This is a genomic window from Serratia sp. 2880STDY5682894, assembly GCF_001537385.1.
Taxonomy (GTDB): Bacteria; Pseudomonadota; Gammaproteobacteria; order Enterobacterales; family Enterobacteriaceae; genus Serratia; species Serratia nevei.
In genome coordinates, this window is the sequence record NZ_FCJA01000010.1 from 30625 (window position 1) to 50708 (window position 20084).

Below are 20084 nucleotides of genomic sequence, written 5' to 3' on the forward strand. Positions count from 1 at the left end.
AAGGGCCCGGATGCCGGGCCCGTCAGTGCATAGATATTCCCGTTGCCAGGCAGCGGAGCAAGGAGAACTGCGTGAGGCGACTGCCTGGGATTCTGTTAGCAACAGGCGCCACCCTAATCGTGATTGTGGCGCTGCTGATCAGCGGGCTGCGCCTGATGCTGCCGAAGCTGAACGACTACCGTCCCCAACTGCTGGCGCAGGTGGAGAAGCTGTCCGGCGTGCCCGTGCAGATGGATTTCCTGCAGGGCAGTTGGGAAACGTTCGGCCCACAGCTTGAAGTGCGTAACCTGAGCGTTACGCTGCCCAAAAGCGATGTGCATATCGAACGCGTGACGCTGGCGCTGGACGTGTGGCAATCGCTGCTGCACTGGCGCTGGCAGTTCCGCGATCTGACCTTCTATCAATTCCGGCTCGATCTGAACGCCACGCTGGGCGGCGACCGGCAGGGCGAAGGCCTTGAACCGGGTAAAATCAGCGATCTGATGCTACGCCAGCTCGATCACTTTGATTTGCGCGACAGCCGTATCTCGTTCCTGACGCCCGCCGGCGCGCGCGCCGAATTCGACATTCCTCAGCTGACCTGGCTCAACGGCCGCGATCGTCACCGCGCCGAGGGGCAGATCAGCCTGTCGACGCTGAACGGCCAACACGGCGTGGTGCAGCTGCGCATGGACCTGCGCGATAATCAGGGCCTGTTGGACACCGGCACGGTCTATCTGCAGGCCGATAACATCGACATGAAGCCCTGGTTTACCCGCTGGCTGCGCGCCAACACCGGGCTGGAAAGCGCCGACTTCAGCCTGGCGGCCTGGCTGCAGGTGCAGAACGGCGAGATTGCCGGCGGCCACGCGTTGCTCAAGCAGGGGGCGGCCAACTGGGATACCGGCGCCGCGCAGCACCGGCTGGACGTGGACAATCTGGCGCTGTCGCTGCGCCGCCAGGGCACCGGTTGGCAGCTCGACGTGCCGCAGCTGCGGTTGAGCACCGACGGCCAGGCCTGGCCGCAGGGCACGCTTTCCGCGCTGTGGCTGCCGGAAAACACCGAGTTCATGGGGCCGGCGCAGAATGAAGAGTTGCGGGTGCGCGCGACCAACCTTCAGCTGGAGCGCCTGTCGGCGCTGCTGCCGACCTTCTCGTTCCTCAGCCCGGACGTGCTCGATCGCTGGAACGATCTGCAGCCGCAGGGGATGATGGAGGCCTTGGCGCTGGACATCCCGTTGAACCAGCCGGAAAAGAGCCGTTTCCAGGCGCTGTGGCGCGATGTCAGCTGGCAGCGTTGGGAACTGCTGCCGGGCGTCAACCACTTCTCCGGCGCGTTGAGCGGTGGGGTGGAGAACGGCCGCCTGACGCTGGGGCTGGCAGGCAGCACCTTGCCTTACGGCGACATGTTCCGCGCCCCGCTTGAAATCAGCAGCGCGCGTGGCGCGCTGACCTGGCGTTACAACGATCAAGGCTGGGAGCTGGCGAGCCAGGGGCTGGACGTCAAGGCGAAGTCGCTGTGGGTCAACGGCGATTTCCGCTATCAGCAGCCGGCCAAGGGCGATCCGTGGCTGAATATCCTGGCGGGCATCCGCCTGTATGACGGCGCCGACGCCTGGCGCTATTTCCCGGAACCGCTGATGGGCAAGCATTTGGTGGACTACCTGAGCGGCGCCATTCAGGGCGGCCAGGTGGATAACGCCACGCTGATTTATTCCGGCGATCCGCAGCACTTCCCGTACCGTAAAAACGAAGGACAGTTTGAAGTCTTCGTGCCGCTGCGCCACGCCACCTTCCAGTTCCAACCGGGCTGGCCGGCGCTGACCGATTTGGCGATCGACCTCGACTTCGCCAACGAGGGGCTGTGGATGCATGCGCCGCAAACCCGGTTGGGCAAGGTGGCGGGCAAAAATATCAGCGCGGTGATCCCGGATTACCTGAAAGAGCGGCTGCTGATCGACGCCGAAGTCGCAGGCGCGGGCAGCGACGTGCACGACTACTTCATGCAGACGCCGCTGCACGATTCGCTGGGGGCGGCGCTGGATCAGCTGCAGATTGGCGGTGATGTCAGTGGGCGCTTACATCTCGATATTCCCCTGGACGGCGAGCAGGTCAGAGCGACCGGTGAAGTGGCGCTGAACAACAACTCGTTGCTGATCAAGCCGCTGGACAGCGAACTGCAAAAGCTCAGCGGCAAGTTCCGCTTCGACAACGGTAACCTGCAGAGCGACCCGCTGTCGGCCACCTGGTTCGGGCAGCCGGTGGCGGTCAACTTCACCACCCAGGAAGGCGAGCGTGACTACAAGGTCAACGTCGGCCTGAAGGGCGATTGGCAGCCGGGCAAGTTCCCCGGTCTGCCGAAAGAGGCCGCCGATGCGCTCAGCGGCAGTGCGCCCTGGCAGAGCCAGGTGGCCATAACGCTGCCGCATCAGGGCTCGGCCAGCTACGATATCGGCATCGACGCGGATTTGAAAAAAGTGAGCAGTCACTTACCTTCGCCGCTGGACAAACCGCCGGGCGAGGCGTTGCCGGTGAACGTTAAGGTCAAAGGCGGTCTGAACGGCTTCATGTTGACCGGCAGCGCGGGCAAGCAAAACCGCTTCAACAGTGAATGGCGCTTCGACAAAAAACAGGTGAATCTGGCGCGCGCCGCCTGGCAAACCAACGGTGGCGGCACGCCGCCGCTGCCGGCCGGCAAGTCGATGACGCTGAACCTGCCGGCGCTGGATGGCGAGCAGTGGCTGGCGCTGCTGGCGCCGGCGCTGAAACAGGGGGGCGGCAGCGGTCAGGTGGGCGGCTTCAGCTTCCCCACCACCGTGGCGCTGACCACGCCGCAGCTGCTGTTGGGCGGCCAGGCCTGGCATAAGCTGACGCTGTCGGCCGAAAAACAGCTGGGTGCCACCGTGGTGAGCGCCAAGAGCGATGAAGTGGACGGCAGCCTGCGGGTGGCCGATCGCGGGCCGTGGCGCGCCGATATCAACTACCTGTATTACAACCCGCAGTTCGCCGAGACGAAAAACGCGGCGGGTACGCCGCCATCGACCGAGAAAGTTTCCTTCCGTGACTGGCCTTCGCTGATGCTGCGCTGCAAGTCGTGCTGGGTACTGGGGCAGAACTTCGGCAGGGTCGAGGCGGATTTGAGCAATCGAGGGGATACCCTGACGCTGGATCACGGCCTGGTCGACACCGGCAAAGGGCGCATGAGCGCCACCGGCCTGTGGAAGCAAAATGCGCAGGAAGAGCGCAGCTCGCTGAAAGGCAAGCTGCTCGGCGGCAAAATAGATGAAACCGCCGCCTTCTTCGGCATCACTATCCCGCTGAAAGGCGCGCCTTACGACGTGGACTTCGATCTGTACTGGCACGGCGCGCCGTGGCAGCCGCAGGTCAATACGCTGAGCGGCGCGCTGCAGGTCAAGATGGGCAAGGGCGAGATCGACAGCATGGGCGGCGGCCGTGCCGGTCAGTTGCTGCGATTGGTCAGCTTCGACGCCTTGCTGCGCAAGCTGCAGTTCGATTTCAGCGATACCTTCGGCAAAGGCTTCTACTTTGATTCCATCCGCAGCACCGCCTGGCTGAAAGATGGCATAATGCATACTGATAATCTATTGATCGACGGCTTGGCGGCGGATATCGCCATGAGTGGCCAGATCGATCTGGCGCGCCGCCGTATTGATATGGAGGCGGTGGTGGCGCCGGCGATTTCGGCGACCGTCGGCGTGGCCACGGCGTTTGTCGTCAACCCGATCGTCGGCGCGGCGGTATTTGCCGCCTCGCAGGTGCTGGGGCCGCTGTGGAGCAAGATTTCGCTGATTCGTTACCATATCAGCGGCGATCTCGACCAGCCGAAGATCAATGAGGTACTTCGTAAGGCAAAGGAGGATAAGGCGTCATGAGGAATGCTAACGTTGCGTTGTTGCAGTTGTGCAGTGGCGATCAGGTGCGCGATAACCTGGCCCAGATTGAACAGCAGATCAAACAGCTCAATGCCGGGGTAAAACTGGTCATGACGCCGGAGAACGCGCTGCTGTTCGCCAACTCTGCTGCCTACCGCCAACAGGCGGAAAAACAGGGCGACGGTCCGCTGCAAAACGCGGTGCGCGAGCTGGCGCGCCGCTATGGCGTGTGGTTGCTGGTGGGCTCGATGCCCTTGATCAGCCGCGAAAACCCGGAGCTTATCACCACCAGCAGCCTGTTGTTCGACGAGCAGGGCGAAATCCGCGCCCGCTACGACAAGCTGCACATGTTCGATGTGGACATCAACGATGCGCACGGCCACTACCGCGAGTCGGATACCTACCAGCACGGGCAGCACCTGACGGTAGTGGATACGCCGGTCGGGCGTTTGGGTATGACCATATGCTACGATCTGCGCTTTCCCGCGCTGTTCCAGGCGCTGCGGGCGCAGGGGGCCGAACTGATTTCAGTGCCGGCGGCCTTTACCCGGGTCACCGGCGAGGCGCATTGGGAAATTCTGCTGCGCGCCCGGGCGATCGAGAACCAGTGCATGATCCTGGCGCCGGCGCAGGTGGGGCGCCACGGGCCGACCCGCCGCACCTGGGGCCACTCGCTGGCTGTCGACGGCTGGGGCAAGGTGCTGGCTGAGAACGCGGACGCCGTGGCGGCGCTGAAGGTGCGCGTGGACACCGCAAGCCTGAAAAATATTCGTGCGCAGATGCCGGTGCTGCAGCACAACCGATTCCAGACGTCGCTGACGGCGCCGTCTGACAAGTTATCCTCCAATCAAGAGTGAAACCATTATGAGCCTGACGTTTGTCAGTGAGCAGTTACTCGCTACCAACAAGCTGAGTCATCAAGACCTGTACAAGGTACTGGGTCAACTGGCAGAACGCCGTATCGATTACGCCGATCTCTATTTCCAGTCCAGCTATCACGAAGCCTGGGTTATCGAGGACGGCATCATCAAGGATGGCTCTTACAATATCGACCAGGGCGTCGGCGTGCGCGCCGTCAGCGGCGAGAAGACCGGCTTCGCCTATGCCGATCAGATCACCCTGAATGCGCTGCAGCAGAGCGCCCAGGCGGCGCGCAGCATCGTGCGTGAGCAGGGTGACGGGCGGGCGCACACCCTGGGCGAGATCGGCTATCGGGCGCTGTACCCGCTGCTCGATCCGCTGCAAAGCCTGCCGCGCGAAGAGAAAATTGCCCTGCTGCACCGCGTCGACAAGGTGGCGCGTGCCGCCGATGCACGGGTGCAGGAAGTGAACGCCAGCATCACCGGCGTTTACGAACAGGTGTTGGTGGCTGCCACCGACGGCACGCTGGCGGCGGACGTTCGCCCGCTGGTACGCCTCTCCGTCAGCGTGCTGGTGGAGCAGGATGGCAAGCGTGAGCGCGGCTCCAGCGGCGGCGGCGGCCGTTTCGGCTATGACTACTTCCTGGAAACCGTCGACGGCGACGTGCGCGCCGATGCTTACGCCAAAGAAGCGGTGCGCATGGCGCTGGTCAACCTTGGCGCGGTGGCGGCGCCGGCCGGCAATATGCCGGTGGTGCTGGGGGCCGGCTGGCCGGGTGTCCTGCTGCACGAGGCGGTGGGCCACGGCCTGGAAGGCGACTTCAATCGGCGTGGCACCTCGGTGTTCAGCGGCCATATGGGCGAGCTGGTGGCTTCCGAGCTGTGCACCGTGGTGGATGACGGCACCCTGCAAGGGCGGCGCGGTTCGCTGGCGATCGACGACGAAGGCGTGCCGGGCCAGTACAACGTGCTGATCGAAAACGGCGTGCTGAAAGGCTACATGCAGGACAAGCTCAACGCGCGGTTGATGGGCGTCGCGCCGACCGGCAACGGCCGCCGCGAGTCCTATGCGCATCTGCCGATGCCGCGCATGACCAATACCTACATGCTGGCGGGCCAATCGACGCCGGAAGAGATCATCGCCAGCGTCGAGTACGGCCTGTACGCGCCGAACTTTGGCGGCGGCCAGGTGGACATCACCTCCGGCAAGTTCGTGTTCTCCACCACCGAAGCCTACCTGATCGAGAAGGGCCGCATCACCAAACCGGTGAAAGGGGCGACGCTGATCGGCTCCGGCATCGAGGCGATGCAGCAGATCTCGATGGTCGGCAACGATCTGGCGCTCGATAAAGGCGTGGGCGTGTGCGGCAAGGAAGGCCAGAGCGTGCCGGTAGGCGTCGGCCAACCGACGCTGAAACTGGATACGCTGACCGTCGGCGGCACGGCGTAATCTTTCCTCAAGGGGCCATGCGCTGGCCCCTTGTTCATTCCCCACTTTGAGTTTTTTCTCGCCCACGCAAAGAGTGCTGTGCGGCGATGATGCCGAGAAAGATGACGATGGCGTGCTTTGGTGTGTCTACCCAGCGTTGGCTGCTGTTGCTGGGCGTTCTTTCCCTGACGGGCTGTGCCCGTTCCGATGCGCTGTGGGGCGTGGTCGATAAGCTCTGCATGGCCAACTATCAGCAAAAGCGCGATCCGGCCCCGTGTGAGCAGATTTATATGCCGCAGGGGAAAGCGCAGGGTTTTAGCGTGCTGCAAAACCCGCGTTATCCCTATCACTTCATTTTGGTGCCGACGGCGCCGCTTTCCGGCATTGAAAGCCCGCAGTTGCTGGCCGGGGAGCGGACGGACTATTTTGGCTATGCATGGCTGATGCGTTACCGGCTGGCCGCCGAGTATGGCGGGCCGGTGCCGGACGACAGGCTGGGCATGGCGATCAACTCCGCTTATGGCCGCAGCCAGAACCAATTGCATATTCACCTGACCTGTCTGCGCGAAGATGTACGGCGCCAATTACAGGCAGAACGCCCCTATATTCAGGAACAATGGCGACCTTTGCCGGATAAGCTGTTGCGCCACACCTACTATGCCCGCCGCGTGATGCAACCGACCGCGATGGGCATCTACCCGATTAAGGATCTTGCGGATTATTTTCATCTGTCGCCGCAGCAGCTGGCGGAATATGGCGTGGCCGTCGTCCCGACCACGTTTGCCGGCCAACGGGGGTTTATCTTGCTGGCCTCGAAGCGCGGCTGGGACGTTGGCAACCGCGCCTCGGTAGAATCGCTGCTGGATAAAACGTGCGCGATTTTGCCGCGTGAATCTCAAGACGGCAGGTGAGAGCAACACGCTCTCACCTCACTTTTCCTACCTGAACCGCGCATCCCGCGCAAACAGGAAAGCGGCCTCCCGCTGGCGAGCGTCGGCTTCCGCCTGAGCACCCTGGTAGCGCAAGATCATGATCAGCGTGGCGTAGACGTTGGCGTCGATACGGCGCTGCAGATAGGCGTTGGCCCACTGCCGATAGCCGGTCAACAGGGCATCATCACGCGTTTGGTTATAGACCAGCAGCGCGTGAGATTGCTCGTCGAAGGTTTTGCGCTCCCGGTAGATCCAGGCGGCGGCCGGCGGCATCTGCTCGATGCTGTCGATGGTGGCCAGCATGGTGCGCTCCGATTGGGTGAGCGCCATGCGCCCTTGCCAGGCGAAGACCGCCATCACCAGTACGCCGATGGCCGCCATCGCCACCGGTAGGCTCAGGGCTTTGGCGAACGGCAGCGGGCGCGGCTCGCCGGTTTGGCCATCCAGCAGCGCCAGCAGCAGCAGAAACGCCAGCCAATGCGGCGCAGACAGATAGAAAGGGTATTCCAGCTGGGTGTGTACCAGCATTGGCAGCAGCACCAGAAACAGCCCGACGCGCGCACCGGCCGGCTGCTCGCGATCCCGTTGCCAGGCGCGTTTCAACAGCAGCGCGCCGGCGACGAGGACGATAACGATACCCGCCAGCGCCGGCAGGCCGCCCTCAACCCACCAGAGCAGGATTTCATTGTGCGGGTGCCCGGCGACTTCCAGCACTTCTCGCCAGGGCATTGTCTGCAGACGGAAGTGCGCGAAGCTGTATTCAAAGCCGCCGTAGCCCCAGCCTAGCAGCGGTTTGGCCAGGATCATGGCGCCGACGTCATGGAGCATGGTCAGGCGAGCGCTATTGGAAAGCTCACGACCGATCAGACCCGCGCGGCCATCCATACCGAAACCGGTGAGCAACACCGTGGTACCGAGCGCCACGCCCAACAGCAGCGCACCGCCGGCCCAGCGGCTCACGGCCGGGTGCTGGCGGGCAAAACGCCACAGCAGCAACGCCGCTGCCAGGGCACTGCCCAGCCAGGCGGCGCGCGACTGGATCAGCACCAGCAGGGCGGAGAAAGCGGCCAGCAGCGCGAGCAGCGGGAGTTGCCGCCGCGTCGGCGCAGAAAGAGGGGCAAGCAGCAGCCAGAGCGCCAAAGCCAGCCCGGTGGCGATGAAGCTGCCCAGCACGTTCGGTTGCTGAAAGACGCCGTAGACCCGGCTGCCGTTAGGAGATACCCAGGCCAGAGCAGGGGCGAACAGCTGTAGCGCCGCTAGCAACGCCTGAACGCCGACGGCGAACAGCAGACCGTACAGCAACAGGTTGCGCTGCCGGGCTGTCAGGCGCAGCTGCAGACAGGCGACATAGAACAGCCAACCGCCGAGCAAACCGGCGCAGCGCCACAGGGCATCTTCGCGCCACTCGGGGCGGGTATACAGCAGCGGCAGCGCCAGCACGGCGATGCCGAGCAGCAACAGGCGTGCCGTGGGGGTAAGCGAAAGACGGGTACGGCCAAGGCAAACGGTGAAGGTCACGATCAGCGTGGTCAGTGCCATGACGCTCCAGGCCAGAATATTTTGCGGCAGCGCCAGGCCGCCGCCGCCCATGTTGGGGTGATAGACCGGCAGGAGCACCGCCATCCAGATCAGCAGCAGGGGCAACACGGCGATAGCCGGTGCGTTAACGGGGGCTTTATCGGTCATGGTTAACCCGCCATGTCTCGATATCGTTCATTGAATGCATTTTTTGAGGATTCCCTATCCTTATCCTGGGGTTTAAATTCGCTGAAGCGTCAATGCCTGAAATGCTTTATAGGAATTGAAAAGACTTCATATCGAAGTGATAAATAATTCCCCCCCTGTGAGCGCGGGGACGGCTTATATAAAAAGGGGAAGCCGTATTCAGTTGCCTGCAAAAAGGTTTTTTATTTTTTTTAAACAGGGTTGTCATTTTCTCAAATTTATCTCGCTCCAGTCAATTTTTAATCTATTGTTTTATTTTTGCGTTTAAATCAATTGGTTGTGATTGTCTTGTGCGTAATGAAACGCCGTGTGAGCGGCAACGAGCGTCTGGGCAAACAGCTGACGGAGCCAATGAGATAAGCATTTTATTGTTAAATCGCTGTTGCTAATGGCGGTGCGGTGGGCGTTATTTTATTTATCGCTGTTCATTATCTTATTTCACATTTTCTTTATCACGCCATTTTTTATTTTTATTAAGACTATTCTTGTTCTTATGGTTTTTTTTGAATTTTATTAAAGTAAATTTTTTTAAGATTGTTCTGTGCTCTTGTAAATAACGGAGAGATGGTCTGCCTATCCCTGTTGCCATCATGCCAGACGGACCAACGCGCCTGTAAAAGCGCGTTAATCCATGTTTCACAGATCTCACTCCACTTCGCCAATCCGCTCCAGCGCATCTACCACCAGATCCCAGAATTTATCCTGATCCAGTTTGACCGCCACCTGGGTGTGGCAGTCCGGCGGCGGCGGCGCGCGGAAGTCCGCGACCGTCATGCCCAGCGTCAGGGTGCCGGTGAGTTCGATATCCACCGGCGCTTTGCGCACCGTCATCACGCTCGGATCGATCACGTAAGCCACCGCGCAAGGATCGTGTACCGGCGGGGCGCTGAAGCCCTGCGCCTGCCGGTACATGTGGCCAAAGAAGGCCAGCAGTTCGCCGACGAAGGCGGCCGGCCGGGTGCCGAGGGCGGCGATGCGCTCGCAGACTGCCGGCGTGGCCAACGCCTGGTGGGTGAGATCCAGCCCGACCATGGTCAGCGGCCATTTTTCGTTAAACACGATGTGCGCCGCCTCGGGATCGATTTTGATATTGAACTCCGCCACCGCGCTCCAGTTGCCCACGTGGTAGCCACCGCCCATCAGCACCACTTCCTTGACCCGCTCGGCAATGCGCGGCTCTTTGCGCACTGCCATGGCGATATTGGTCAGGCCGCCGGTCGGCACCAGCGTCACGCTGCCGGGCGGGTGGGCCATCACGGTATCAATGATCAGATCCACCGCGTGGCGCGAGTCCAGCTGCAGGTGGGGTTCCGGCAGCACCGGGCCATCGAGGCCGGAATCGCCGTGAATGTCGGGTGCCACTTCGATATTGCGCACCAGCGGGCGTGGGCAGCCGGCGGCGAAGGGCACGCCGGTGATATTGGCGATGCGCGCCACCGCCAGTGCGTTGCGCGTCACTTTGTCCAGCGTCTGATTGCCCACCACGGTGGTGACCGCCAGCAGGTCGATCTGCGGATTGCCCCAGGCCAGCAGCAGGGCGATGGCGTCGTCATGCCCCGGGTCACAGTCCAGTATGATTTTTTTCATGGTTATTCCTGATGCAGGGAGAGGTTCCCGCAGCATAACGCAGCGCGACGGCGTGGGATAATACCGATGGTGCTTTTGTTAACGGCATCAAAGCTTTGCCACTTTTTCGATGTAATGAAACGTAAATCCTCATTCGCTGGGCTTTACCCTGGAGTTTACTCCAGGGTTTACAGTGAGCTTCAGCGTCAATGTACAGAGGAGAGGCGGGATGAGCTTACTGAAAAGGTTGTTGGGTCAAGGCGGTGTTAACGGCGGTCATCAGCGCGCGGGTCACCGCGGCGGGCATCATGGCAACCGCTATAACCAGCATGGCGAGCCGGGGCCGCAGTGTCCGGAATGCCAGGCGGTGAATAAACCGGGCGCACGTTATTGTCATCGCTGCGGTCAGCCATTTGCCGCAGTGAGCGCCACCTGCGGCCAGTGCGCCGCGCCGTTGCCGCCGGGCAGCCGCTTTTGCCCGCAGTGCGGCGGCGGTGTGCCGTGAACCGGGGCGGTTGGACAGCCGCGCTGCTGCTGGGCGCCATGGCGCTATGGACGCTGCTGGCCTGGGGCGTGGCCGGCGTGCTGACCTGGCTCCCGGCGTTGGCGGAAGCGGCCGGCGGCGCATCGCTGCCGGTGAGCGGTGCGCTGAGTCTGGTGCCGCAGACGGTGCTGGATGCCTGGCTGCCGTGGCTGAAACAGCTGGGCAGCGGGCTGGCGAGCTATTTTCCTCTGCTGCTGAACTGGGCCGGCTATGCCGTCTGGCTGCTATGGGGCCTCGGCATGCTGGCGCTGATGCTGCTGGGCGCGCTGGCGCACCGCTATTTGAGCGCCGCTCAGCGATAACCCTGATAGACCGCCGCCACGCGTTCGAAATAGTCGGTTAGGTAGTTGATACACACCTGCACCTTCAGCGGCAGTTTGTCCTTCTCGGTATAGAGCGCGTAGATCGGCCGCGGATCCGAATGGTAGCTTTTGAACAGGATCTCGATCTCGCCGCGCTTGATCTCTTCGATCACCCACATCAGCGGGGCGTAGGCGATGCCGGCGCCGTTTTTCAGCCAACGGATCATGGTGGAGGAGTCGTTGGTGACGAAGCGCCCCTGCGGTGAAATGCGCGTGGTGATGCCCTCCGGCGACATCAGTTCAAATTCGCTGTCGGGGCGCACGCTGTACTCCAGCCAGGAAAAGTTGACCATGTCGCTCGGCTTCTGCGGCGTGCCGTGCTGGCTGAGGTAGCTTTTGGCCGCGCACACCACCATCGGCATCTGCCCCAGGCGGCGGGAGAACAGGCTGGAGTCCTGCAGCGCGCCGGTGCGGATCACCAGATCCAATCCATCGGTGATCAGGTCCGGTGCCGGAATGCCGGTCACCAGGTTGACCGTCAGGCCCGGGTACTCTTTCATCATCTCGGCGGTCATGTTCGCCAGCACGTTTTGCGCCATGGTGGATGAGCTGCCGATGCGCAGCGTGCCGGCAGGCGTATTGTTAAACGCATACAGCTGCTCATGCACTTCGCTGACTTCCTGCAGCATGCGTCGGCAGCCCTGATAGTAGATTTTGCCGGCCTCAGTCAGGCCGATGCTGCGCGTGCTGCGGTTCAACAGCTTGACCTGCAGCTCATTTTCCAGTTTCGAGACGGTTTGACTGATCGATGAAACGCTCATGTCGAGTTGGCGCGCGGCCGCGGTAAACGACCCGAACTCAACCACTTTGGCGAATACCGACATCCGTTTTAATCTTTCCATTATTCACTCTGGCTTAAAAGTGATTTAGATCACAGATTGTTGATGCCTTGATAGTAAGCAGGCTAATATAACGTGGTCGGGTGAATAGACCTTACCAACGTGCGAGAGCGAGCGGCGACGCAATCCTGCCGCTCCTCCGGCACCCTCGCAATCCCTGTCGTGGATGTCTGCCCCAAAGTTTAACCTTTTTTCGGGTTCGTGACCTGGACAAGCTGTCCGGTCAAGATTTGTGGCGCGCGCACGCTAAAATGTAAAGAGAATGTGAATGGCGAGATGTGTCTTTCCCCGGCGTAGTGAACAATAAGGAAAAAGTGATGAGTTTGCTTCCGGTTATGGTCATCTTCGGACTGTCGTTTCCGCCGGTGTTTTTCGAGCTGCTGGTGTCGCTGGCGCTGTTTTTTCTCTTGCGCCGCCTGCTGCAGCCGACGGGGATTTACGATTTTGTCTGGCATCCGGCGCTGTTTAACACCGCGCTGTATTGCTGCTTGTTTTATCTGATTTCATGTCTTTTTGTTTGAGGTCGCTGTGAAAAATTTTTCGATAAAAATAACCCGAATCGCGATCACTTTGATTCTTGTGCTGCTGGGTATCGTTGCGGTGTTCAAGGCCTGGGTGTTCTACACCGAGTCGCCGTGGACACGTGACGCCAAGTTCACCGCCGACGTGGTGGCGATCGCGCCGGACGTCAGCGGCCTGCTGACCGAAGTGCCGGTGGTGGACAACCAGCTGGTGAAGAAAGGCCAGGTGCTGTTCGTGGTCGATCGGCCGCGCTATGAGCAGGCGCTGGCGGAGGCCGGTGCCGACGTCGCCTACTATCAAACGCTGGCGGCGGAAAAACGGCGCGAAGCCGGCCGCCGCGTCAAGCTGGGCGTGCAGGCGATGTCGCAGGAAGAAATCGACCAGTCGAACAACTCGCTGCAGACCGTGCAACACCAGCTGGCGAAGGCCGTGGCGGCGCACGAGCTGGCGCAGCTGGATCTGGAGCGCACCACGGTGCGTGCCCCGGCCGATGGCTGGATCACCAACCTCAACGTCCACGCCGGCGAATACATCACCCGCGGCTCGGTGGCGGTGGCGCTGGTGAAGAAAGACTCCTTCTACATCCTGGCCTATCTGGAAGAAACCAAGCTGACCGGCCTGAATAAGGGTGACCGCGCGGAGATCACCCCGCTCGGCAGCAATCGCATCATGCACGGCACCGTTGACAGCGTGGCGGCGGCGGTAAACAACAGCAGCAGCACGGTCAACAGCAAAGGGCTGGCCTCGATCGACAGCAACCTGGAGTGGGTGCGCCTGGCGCAGCGCGTGCCGGTGAAGATCCTGCTGGACGCCAAGGACCAACAGCATCCGTACCCGGCCGGCACCACCGCCACCGTGGTGATCGTCGGCAAGAACGATCGCAATGCCGACAGCGGCTCGCCCTTTGTGCGCCTGATGCACCGGCTGCGTGAGTTCGGCTAATGAACAGCCCAACCTTTATCCGGCTGAGGTTTGCCTTCAAACTCAGCTTCGCGATTGTGTTTGCGCTGTTCGTCGGTTTCCATCTCAACCTGGAAACCCCGCGCTGGTCGGCGATGACCGCCGCCATCGTCGCCGCCGGCCCGGCCTTTGCCGCCGGCGGTGAACCCTTCTCCGGCGCCATCCGCCACCGCGGCTGGCTGCGCATCATCGGCACCTTTATCGGCTGCTTTGTCGGCCTGATCATTATCATCACCACCGCCCGTGCGCCGGTGGTGATGCTGCTGCTGTGCTGCATCTGGGCCGGCTTCTGCACCTGGCTCTCTTCGCTGATCAAGGTCGAGAACTCCTACGCCTGGGGCCTGGCCGGCTATACCGCGCTGATCATCATCGTGACGGTCGCCACCAGCGAGGCCCATCTGCTGGAAGCGCCGCAGTTCGCCATCGAGCGTTGCAGCGAGATCGTGCTGGGCATCGTCAGCGCCGTATTGGCGGATCTGCTGTTCTCGCCGCGTTCGATCAAGCAGGACATCGATCGGGCGGTGGATCAGCTGTTGGTGGATCAATATCGCCTGATGCAGATGTGCATCAGCAACGCCGACAAAGAAGACATTGACCGTGCCTGGAGCAATCTGGTCAAGAGCACCACGGCGCTGGATGGCATGCGCAACAACCTGATGATGGAGTCCTCGCGCTGGCAGAAGGTCAACCGTCGGGTGAAGGCGCTGCATACCCTGTCGCTGACGCTGATCACCCAAGCTTGCGAAACCTATCTGATCCTGCTGAATCACCCGAACGCGCTGCAAGCGAGCCTGCGGGAGCAACTGATGGTGCCGGCGGAAACCCCGCAGGAGATCCACAAGCGCATGAAGCTGTTGCGCCAGGTGCTGACCACGCATCGCTCCGATGAAACGCTGCCGACCCTCACCGGCTGGGTCGGCGCGGCGACGCGCTACCTGCTGCTGTCGAAGGGCGTACACACCAACGGCAGCATCAGCGCGGTGGAAGAGGGTGTGTTGAGCAATGAAACCGTGGTCAAGCCGACCTCGGCGGAAGGGCATCACGCGATGATCAACGGCCTGCGCACCTTTGTGGCCACGGCGTTCGGCAGCCTGCTGTGGCTGTGGACCGGTTGGACGTCCGGCAGCGGTTTTATGGTGATCATCGCGGTAATCACCTCGCTGGCGATGCGCACCCCGGCGCCGCGCATGGTGGCGATGGATTTCGTGCTGGGCATGCTGGCGGCGATCCCGGTCGGTTCCCTGTTCTTCATGGTGATCCTGCCGGCGACGCAGCAGAGCATCTTGCTGCTGTGTCTCAGCCTCGGCCTGCTGGCGTTTTTCATCGGCATCGAGGTGCAGAAGCGGCGGCTCGGTTCGCTGGGGCTGCTGGCGGGGACGATCAACATTCTGGTGCTGAGCAACCCGATGGAGTTCAACGTCACCCAGTTTCTCGATGGGGCGCTCGGCCAGTTCCTCGGTAGCTGCGTGGGGCTGATGGTGCTGCTGCTGATCCGCGACAATTCGCGCGAGCGCACCGGCCGCACGTTGCTCAACCAGTTCGTCAGCAGCGCGGTGTCGGCGCTGACCACCAAGGCGGCGCGCCGTCGGCAGAACCACCTGCCAGCGCTGTATCAACAGCTCAACCAGCTGCTGATGATGTTCCCGAACGATATCGCCAAGTATCGTCTGGCGCTGAACCTGATCATCGCCCACCAGCGTATGCAGCGGGCGGAAATCCCGGTCAGCGAAGAGCTGTCGGCCTTCCACCGCCAGATCCGCAGCACCGCCGATCGGGTGGTCTCGGCCAAGAACGACGTCAAGCGCGCCTATTACTACGATCGCTTGCTGGGTGAAATGAACGAGTACCAGCAAAAATTGGTGGACAATCAGGCGCCGCTCAGCGTCACCGGGCCGGTGAAACGCCTGGCCGACATGCTGCATCGCTATCGCCACGCCTTGATCGATTGATGCGTTCCCGCCTTTTGCGCCGCGTTATGCGGCGCCTTCCCTGACTATACTGAAAGCAGCGCCTGGTACGGCGGCCGTCTCATAAGAGGCGGCCCGTTTTCAGAGAGACTCCGAGTGCCAGAACGGCTGGAAAGTGGCATCATTGTCATGAATGGATGAAACCTTAGCCGCCGCGAAAACGTTACTTGCCGGTCATCTTAGTTTCATCCAGGTCGACTATATACCTAACTAGCCTGGGGGAGCTGCGGCGCCTTCGGCGGCATAATTTCAGGGAATGTCATGAACAAGCGGATTCTGGTGGCGATTGTCATCGCCGTGGTTATCGCCGTCTTCAGCGCGCTGCGCGGCAACGAGCACCGTGCGATCGGCGGCAATCCGGCGGTGGTCCAGGCCCCGGCGGGGCAGCAGCAGAGCATCGATCGGCTCACGCAGCAGCAAACGGTGGTGAGTTACCTGCAGCAGCATCAGCGGCTGCCGGATTATTACGTCACCAAGAAGCAGGCGCGCGAGCAGGGCTGGGATCCGCGTTCAGGCAACCTCTGTGTGGTATTGCCGGGCAAGGCGATTGGCGGCGATCGATTCTCTAACCGTGAAGGGCAATTGCCGACCGCCGGCGGCCGGGTCTGGCGCGAAGCGGACATCAATTACCAGTGTGGCCGGCGCGGCGCCGATCGCCTGCTGTATTCGAGCGACGGTCTGATCTTCGTCACGCGCGACCATTACAAAAACTTCATTCGTGTGGAGTGAGTTTGATGGCAAAAGTAGAGTTTGATTTTGAACAGATCCAGGATGTGCCGGCCTTCTACCGCGATTTCGCGCGCAAGTTTGCGCTGGACGAGGGGTTCGGCGCCAACCTCGACGCGCTGTGGGACGTGGTGACCGGCGATATCGGCCTGCCGGTGGAAATCGAGTTCACTCACCTGAATGCCCGCAGCAAGCGTCGTTTCGGCGCGATCATTCTGCTGTTTGAAGAGGCGGAAGAAGAGCTGGAAGGCAGCCTGCGCTTCAATATCCGTGAAAGCAGCGGCGAGCCGGCCCATCACCGGGGATGAAACGGCTTCATCCCGGGATGGCGGCGGCGCTTAGTCGGCCGCTTCGGCCAGCTCGCGCAGGTATTGGAAGATTTGGCGGTAAGCCTTAGGCGGCTTGTTGGCGGCCTTCTCTTTCTGCGCGTTGCGCACCAGTGAACGCAGCTGTTGGCGATCGGCGGCCGGATACAGATCCAGGATCGACGGAATGACGTCATCGCCTTCTTCCACCAGGCGGTCGCGTAGCGCTTCCAGTTTATGGAACAGCGAAACCTGCTGGTTGTGGCGGTTTTTCAGCTTGTCGAGCGCGGTCTGGATCGGCTCGATATCGCGGGCGCGCAGCATCTTGCCGATCAGCTGCAGCTGACGGCGACGGCCCTCTTTCTTGATCTTTTGCGCCAGCTCGATGGCGGCACGCAGATCTTCGTCCAACGGAATGCGGTCCAGCGCGTTTTTGCCCAGATCGACCATTTCGGCCCCCAGGTCTTTCAGCGCTTCGGCATCACGTTTAATCTCACTTTTACTGACCCAGATAATCTCGTCATCGTCCTCGTTTTCATTCTCCGGGACATCGTCGAGCCAGTCTTCAGGCTGTTTGTTCATGGTAGGCTCCGTTAAAAAGAGGCTAATCCTAACAGGTTGCCGGCTTTATGCGAAATTCAACGCGGTTCCTGTTAGACTCAACGGCAGAGATCTCAGGATTTTTGCGCGCCGCCCCGCGTGCACAACTACGCCGCTCCGGCACTTTTCTCAACGATTTTCTGATTAATTATGGCAGATTGATGAAAGTAGTCACTCAAGTTGCAGAACAGCGCAAGGCGCTGGAACAGGCCGTTTCTCAGGCGCTGGAGCTGGCCCGCGCCGGTTCCGACGCGGCGGAAGTCGCGGTCACCAAATCGACCGGCATCAGCGTCAGTACCCGCTTCGGCGAGGTGGAAAACGTCGAGTTCAACAGCGATGGCGCGCTGGGTATCACCGTGTATCACCGTCAGCGCAAAGGCAGCGCCTCTTCCACCGATCTCAGCCCGGACGCCATCGCCCGCACCGTGCAGGCGGCGTTGGATATCGCGCGCTACACCTCTGAAGATCCCTGCGCCGGCCCGGCGGAGAAAGATCTGCTGGCGTTCGAGGCGCCGGATCTCGATCTGTTCCACCCGATCGAACTGGACGCCGAGCGCGGCATCGAGCTGGCGGCGCGCGCCGAGCAGGCTTCGCTGGCGGCGGACAAGCGCATTACCAACACCGAAGGCGGCAGCTTCAACAGCCACTACGGCATCAAGGTGTTCGGCAACAGCCACGGCATGCTGCAAAGCTACTGTTCCAGCCGCCACTCGCTGTCCAGCTGCGTCATTGCTGAGCAGGACGGCGATATGGAGCGAGATTACGCTTACACCATCGGCCGTGCGATGGGCGATCTGCACAGCCCCGAGTGGGTGGGGCAAGAGTGCGCCCGTCGCACGCTGGCGCGTCTCGCGCCGCGCAAACTGTCGACCATGAAGGCGCCGGTGCTGTTCGCCTCCGAGGTGGCCACCGGGCTGTTCGGCCATCTGGTGGGCGCCATCAGCGGCAGCAGCGTTTACCGCAAGTCGACCTTCCTGCTGGACTCGCTCGGCAAACAGATCCTGCCGGCGTGGCTGACCGTCGAGGAGCATCCGCACCTGCTGAAAGGGCTGGCGTCGACGCCGTTCGACAGCGAGGGCGTGCGCACCCAGCGGCGCGATATCGTCAAGGACGGCGTGCTGCAAACCTGGCTGATGACCAGCTACTCGGCGCGCAAGCTGGGCCTGCACAGCACCGGTCATGCCGGCGGCATCCATAACTGGCGCATTGCCGGGCAGGGCGCGGACTTTGCCGGCATGTTGAAACAGCTTGGCACCGGCCTGGTGGTGACCGAGCTGATGGGCCAGGGCGTCAGCGGCGTTACCGGCGATTACTCGCGCGGCGCCGCCGGTTTCTGGGTCGAAAACGGCGAGATCCAATACCCGGTCAGCGAGATCACCATCGCCGGTAACCTGAAAGACATGCTGCGCAATATCGTCAGCGTCGGCAGCGATATCGAAACCCGCAGCAATATCCAGTGCGGTTCGGTGCTGTTGCCGGAAATGAAGATCGCCGGTCAATGATCCTCTGCGCGGCCGGCGCCCGCCGGTCGCGCGTTATCCCGTCTCAACCTTGCTTACAAATCTCCGGTTTCGGTTTTGCCCGGCCTTGCCTATGGTAACGGTGGGTTAATTAAAACAATAACTGGAAGGTGAGCAAACATGCAGAATACCCTGAAAGCGCTGGCGGCGTTGACGCTGCTGGCAGCCAGTTCGCTGGCGGCCGCCGCCGATCTGGGCGACGATATGGACACCCTGGCGGAAAACTACAAAACGGTGCTAAATACCGATTCGGCCGCTACCCTCACACAGAGCCTGCAAAACATGCGCGCCGCCGCGCAGGATGCCAAGCAGGGCACCCCGCCGAAGCTGGAAGACAAAGCCGCCGACAGCCCGGAGATGAAAGATTTTCGCAGCGGGCTGGATACCCTGATAGGCCAGATCGATCAGGCGTTGGCGCTGGCCAACCAGGGCAAAGTCGCCGAAGCGAAGCAGCTGGCGCAGGGCTTCAAGCAAACCCGCGACGCCAACCACAAGAAATTCCGCTAATCCGTCAACCGTCGCGCCCGTCTTCCGTCAGATAGGAGGAGGGCGCCTGCCCCAGCACGCGGCGAAACATGGTTGAAAACGCCGCGCTGCTGTCATATCCCATCTCCATCGCCACCTGCGTTACGCTGCGCCCTTCGGCCAGCAGCGCCAACGCCAGCACCACGCAGGCGCGCTGGCGCCATTGCGAAAACGGCAGGCCGGTCTGCGCGCGAAAGAAGCGGCTGAAGGTGCGAATGCTCATGTACAGACGAGGCGCCCACCGCTGCGCGGAGTCGTGGGCGTCGGGGTGCTGCAAAAAGGCGTGGCACAGCTCGCCCAGCCGAGGATCGGCGGGCAGCGGGATGTGCAACGGCAAGGGTTGCAGCCGGGCCAGCTCGTGCAGCAGCAGCGCCGCCAACGCCCCGTCGCGCCCGTCTTGCTCATACTCCAGCGGCATATCCACGGCCGCCATCAACAGCTGGCGCATCAGCGGGGTAACGCTGACCACCTGACAGACCTGCGGCCGTTCGGCGGGCAACGCGCCGGGTTCGAGATACAGGCTGCGGGTGGTGACGCCGACCATCCTTACCGCGTGCGGCATCTGCGGCGGCAGCCACACCGCATGCTGCGGCGGGACGACCCAATTGCCTTGCTGGGTGAAAACGTGCATGACGCCGGTGGCGCCGTACAGCAACTGCGCGCGCCGGTGGCTGTGCATCGGCAGCAGATGCCCCGGCGGGTAGTCGGTGCCGATGGCGATCACCGCGCGCGTTACGTGGTCGATGTCATCAATGTGGACATTGCGCATGTGTCCTCTTTGGCGGGCAGATTGGCCGAAACGCAATGATAGTTGGCCCTTCATATAAAGC

At 61.7% G+C, this 20084-nt stretch carries 18 protein-coding genes; 13 read left to right on the plus strand and 5 right to left on the minus strand.

What is annotated here, in order from left to right; all coding sequences use genetic code 11:
* Window positions 1–71: 71 nt before the first annotated feature.
* The 4 genes from yhdP to AWX27_RS20090 all read left to right on the plus strand — a co-directional run bounded on the left by yhdP (window position 72) and on the right by AWX27_RS20090 (window position 7072).
* Window positions 72–3872: an AsmA2 domain-containing protein YhdP gene (yhdP, locus tag AWX27_RS20075; RefSeq protein WP_060424618.1), complete on the plus strand. Its 3801-nt coding sequence runs from the start codon at window positions 72–74 to the stop codon at window positions 3870–3872.
* The gene (gene nit1 / locus AWX27_RS20080; protein ID WP_060424620.1) at window positions 3869–4729 is read left to right on the plus strand and encodes a deaminated glutathione amidase; all 861 of its coding nucleotides are present in this window, start codon (window positions 3869–3871) and stop codon (window positions 4727–4729) included. Before yhdP ends, nit1 begins: the two co-directional genes overlap by 4 nt.
* A 7-nt stretch (window positions 4730–4736) precedes the next feature.
* The gene (tldD, locus tag AWX27_RS20085) at window positions 4737–6182 is read left to right on the plus strand and encodes a metalloprotease TldD (RefSeq protein WP_049273727.1); all 1446 of its coding nucleotides are present in this window, start codon (window positions 4737–4739) and stop codon (window positions 6180–6182) included.
* 107 nt (window positions 6183–6289) lie between these two features.
* Window positions 6290–7072 (plus strand): CDP-diacylglycerol diphosphatase, encoded by a 783-nt coding sequence (locus AWX27_RS20090; protein WP_047730837.1) that lies wholly within the window; start codon window positions 6290–6292, stop codon window positions 7070–7072.
* A gap of 27 nt (window positions 7073–7099) precedes the next feature.
* Here the strand turns inward: AWX27_RS20090 and AWX27_RS20095 are convergent, their stop codons facing one another.
* Together AWX27_RS20095 and AWX27_RS20100 are read right to left on the minus strand one after the other, a co-directional pair.
* The gene (locus AWX27_RS20095; protein WP_060424622.1) at window positions 7100–8779 is read right to left on the minus strand and encodes a PglL family O-oligosaccharyltransferase; all 1680 of its coding nucleotides are present in this window, start codon (window positions 8777–8779) and stop codon (window positions 7100–7102) included.
* 684 nt (window positions 8780–9463) lie between these two features.
* The gene (locus tag AWX27_RS20100) at window positions 9464–10405 is read right to left on the minus strand and encodes a uridine-preferring nucleoside hydrolase UriH (protein WP_060424624.1); all 942 of its coding nucleotides are present in this window, start codon (window positions 10403–10405) and stop codon (window positions 9464–9466) included.
* 208 nt (window positions 10406–10613) lie between these two features.
* Here AWX27_RS20100 and AWX27_RS20105 point away from each other — a divergent pair, with 208 nt between their 5' ends.
* Window positions 10614–10889 carry a zinc ribbon domain-containing protein gene (locus AWX27_RS20105; RefSeq protein ID WP_060424626.1) on the plus strand — a complete coding sequence of 92 codons (276 nt, stop codon included), beginning with the start codon at window positions 10614–10616 and terminating at the stop codon, window positions 10887–10889.
* Entirely contained in the window at window positions 10886–11230 is a 345-nt protein-coding gene (locus AWX27_RS20110) for a hypothetical protein (protein WP_060424629.1), read from the plus strand. Before AWX27_RS20105 ends, AWX27_RS20110 begins: the two co-directional genes overlap by 4 nt.
* On the opposite strand, the gene aaeR is transcribed toward AWX27_RS20110, so the two are convergent.
* On the minus strand, window positions 11221–12132 hold the full coding sequence (gene aaeR / locus AWX27_RS20115; protein ID WP_004936950.1) for an HTH-type transcriptional activator AaeR: 912 nt from the start codon (window positions 12130–12132) through the stop codon (window positions 11221–11223). The genes AWX27_RS20110 and aaeR overlap by 10 nt on opposite strands.
* A 314-nt stretch (window positions 12133–12446) precedes the next feature.
* Between aaeR and aaeX the strand changes: the two genes are divergently transcribed.
* The 5 genes from aaeX to AWX27_RS20140 all read left to right on the plus strand — a co-directional run bounded on the left by aaeX (window position 12447) and on the right by AWX27_RS20140 (window position 16612).
* The gene (aaeX, locus tag AWX27_RS20120; RefSeq protein ID WP_004936952.1) at window positions 12447–12650 is read left to right on the plus strand and encodes a p-hydroxybenzoic acid efflux pump operon protein AaeX; all 204 of its coding nucleotides are present in this window, start codon (window positions 12447–12449) and stop codon (window positions 12648–12650) included.
* A 7-nt stretch (window positions 12651–12657) separates the two neighbouring features.
* Entirely contained in the window at window positions 12658–13593 is a 936-nt protein-coding gene (gene aaeA / locus AWX27_RS20125) for a p-hydroxybenzoic acid efflux pump subunit AaeA (RefSeq protein ID WP_060424631.1), read from the plus strand.
* Window positions 13593–15560, plus strand: a complete 1968-nt coding sequence (gene aaeB, locus AWX27_RS20130; protein ID WP_060424633.1) for a p-hydroxybenzoic acid efflux pump subunit AaeB — start codon at window positions 13593–13595, stop codon at window positions 15558–15560. Before aaeA ends, aaeB begins: the two co-directional genes overlap by 1 nt.
* Before the next feature lie 279 nt (window positions 15561–15839).
* The gene (locus tag AWX27_RS20135; RefSeq protein ID WP_060424634.1) at window positions 15840–16307 is read left to right on the plus strand and encodes a ribonuclease; all 468 of its coding nucleotides are present in this window, start codon (window positions 15840–15842) and stop codon (window positions 16305–16307) included.
* Between the two features lie 5 nt (window positions 16308–16312).
* Window positions 16313–16612 carry a barstar family protein gene (locus tag AWX27_RS20140; RefSeq protein WP_047730838.1) on the plus strand — a complete coding sequence of 100 codons (300 nt, stop codon included), beginning with the start codon at window positions 16313–16315 and terminating at the stop codon, window positions 16610–16612.
* A gap of 30 nt (window positions 16613–16642) precedes the next feature.
* Here AWX27_RS20140 and yjgA read toward each other — a convergent pair whose 3' ends face one another.
* Window positions 16643–17191, minus strand: coding sequence for a ribosome biogenesis factor YjgA (gene yjgA / locus AWX27_RS20145; RefSeq protein WP_004936968.1), 549 nt, complete (start codon window positions 17189–17191; stop codon window positions 16643–16645).
* Window positions 17192–17370: 179 nt separating this feature from the next.
* Here yjgA and pmbA point away from each other — a divergent pair, with 179 nt between their 5' ends.
* Window positions 17371–18711 (plus strand): metalloprotease PmbA, encoded by a 1341-nt coding sequence (gene pmbA, locus AWX27_RS20150; RefSeq protein ID WP_060424635.1) that lies wholly within the window; start codon window positions 17371–17373, stop codon window positions 18709–18711.
* A gap of 138 nt (window positions 18712–18849) precedes the next feature.
* Window positions 18850–19236: a cytochrome b562 gene (gene cybC, locus AWX27_RS20155; protein ID WP_060424637.1), complete on the plus strand. Its 387-nt coding sequence runs from the start codon at window positions 18850–18852 to the stop codon at window positions 19234–19236.
* A 4-nt stretch (window positions 19237–19240) separates the two neighbouring features.
* On the opposite strand, the gene AWX27_RS20160 is transcribed toward cybC, so the two are convergent.
* Window positions 19241–20023, minus strand: coding sequence for an AraC family transcriptional regulator (locus tag AWX27_RS20160; protein ID WP_060424639.1), 783 nt, complete (start codon window positions 20021–20023; stop codon window positions 19241–19243).
* Window positions 20024–20084: the final 61 nt, after the last annotated feature.